This window comes from Dysgonomonas sp. ZJ279 (assembly GCF_011039205.1).
Classification (GTDB): Bacteria; Bacteroidota; Bacteroidia; order Bacteroidales; family Dysgonomonadaceae; genus Dysgonomonas.
Genome location: NZ_JAAKEL010000045.1, coordinates 1 through 660, shown reverse-complemented (window position 1 = coordinate 660; position 660 = coordinate 1). Strand labels below are relative to the sequence as shown.

Annotated in this window: 1 protein-coding gene; it reads right to left on the bottom strand. The window is 32.6% G+C overall.

Going from position 1 to position 660, the window contains the following annotated elements; all coding sequences use genetic code 11:
• A partial coding sequence (locus tag G7Y57_RS17670; protein WP_165027278.1) for a chromate transporter occupies positions 1 to 231 on the bottom strand: 231 nt, incomplete at its 3' end.
• Positions 232 to 660 lie beyond the last annotated feature (429 nt).

The following is a 660-nucleotide window of genomic DNA, read 5'->3' as shown; positions in this document are numbered from 1 at the left end:
ACATCCGGCTCGCTCGTGTCCGCAGTGCATGGCCATTTCAGAAGAATTGGGTCCGGGAATAAGATTGGTTGCACTTATTAAGTCTAGAAAATGTTCTTGAGTCATCCATTTTTTCTTTTTCACCACTTCGTCTTCCATCATCGCAATATGTGCAGCAGGTCCGCCAAAGGAAATAGTACCCAATTTTAAAAAGAGTTTCGCAATTTCCTTCAGATCATTATTTATTTCCATAAATTGTTGTTAACTAATTAAGTTTTGTTAGAACGATAAAAGAGCCTCTGATTGTATATATTCATGTAATAACCAAAGTATATCTATGACAAGCCTGCCATAGGTAAGTATAAAGCTATACGAAAATATTGAGACAATTAATAAGTTTTCAAATTTATAAAAACACTAATATCATACAACGATGGAATCACATAGAACAAAAAACAGAAGTACTGCAAAATCAGATTAGCAAAATGCCATGTCAACTATTTGAAAATAGCCAACATATCTTTAACTTGTTTTGTAAATAAAGATACTACGACTTAAAGTAATCTTTTATTCAAAAGTTGATGGTAAACTTGGTGCCTTATTTTCAAGTCTCAGAATTCTAGCTGTAGCTCTATATTTTAAAATATTGGAGCAAGTAGAAATATCACTCAGAATCCCTTA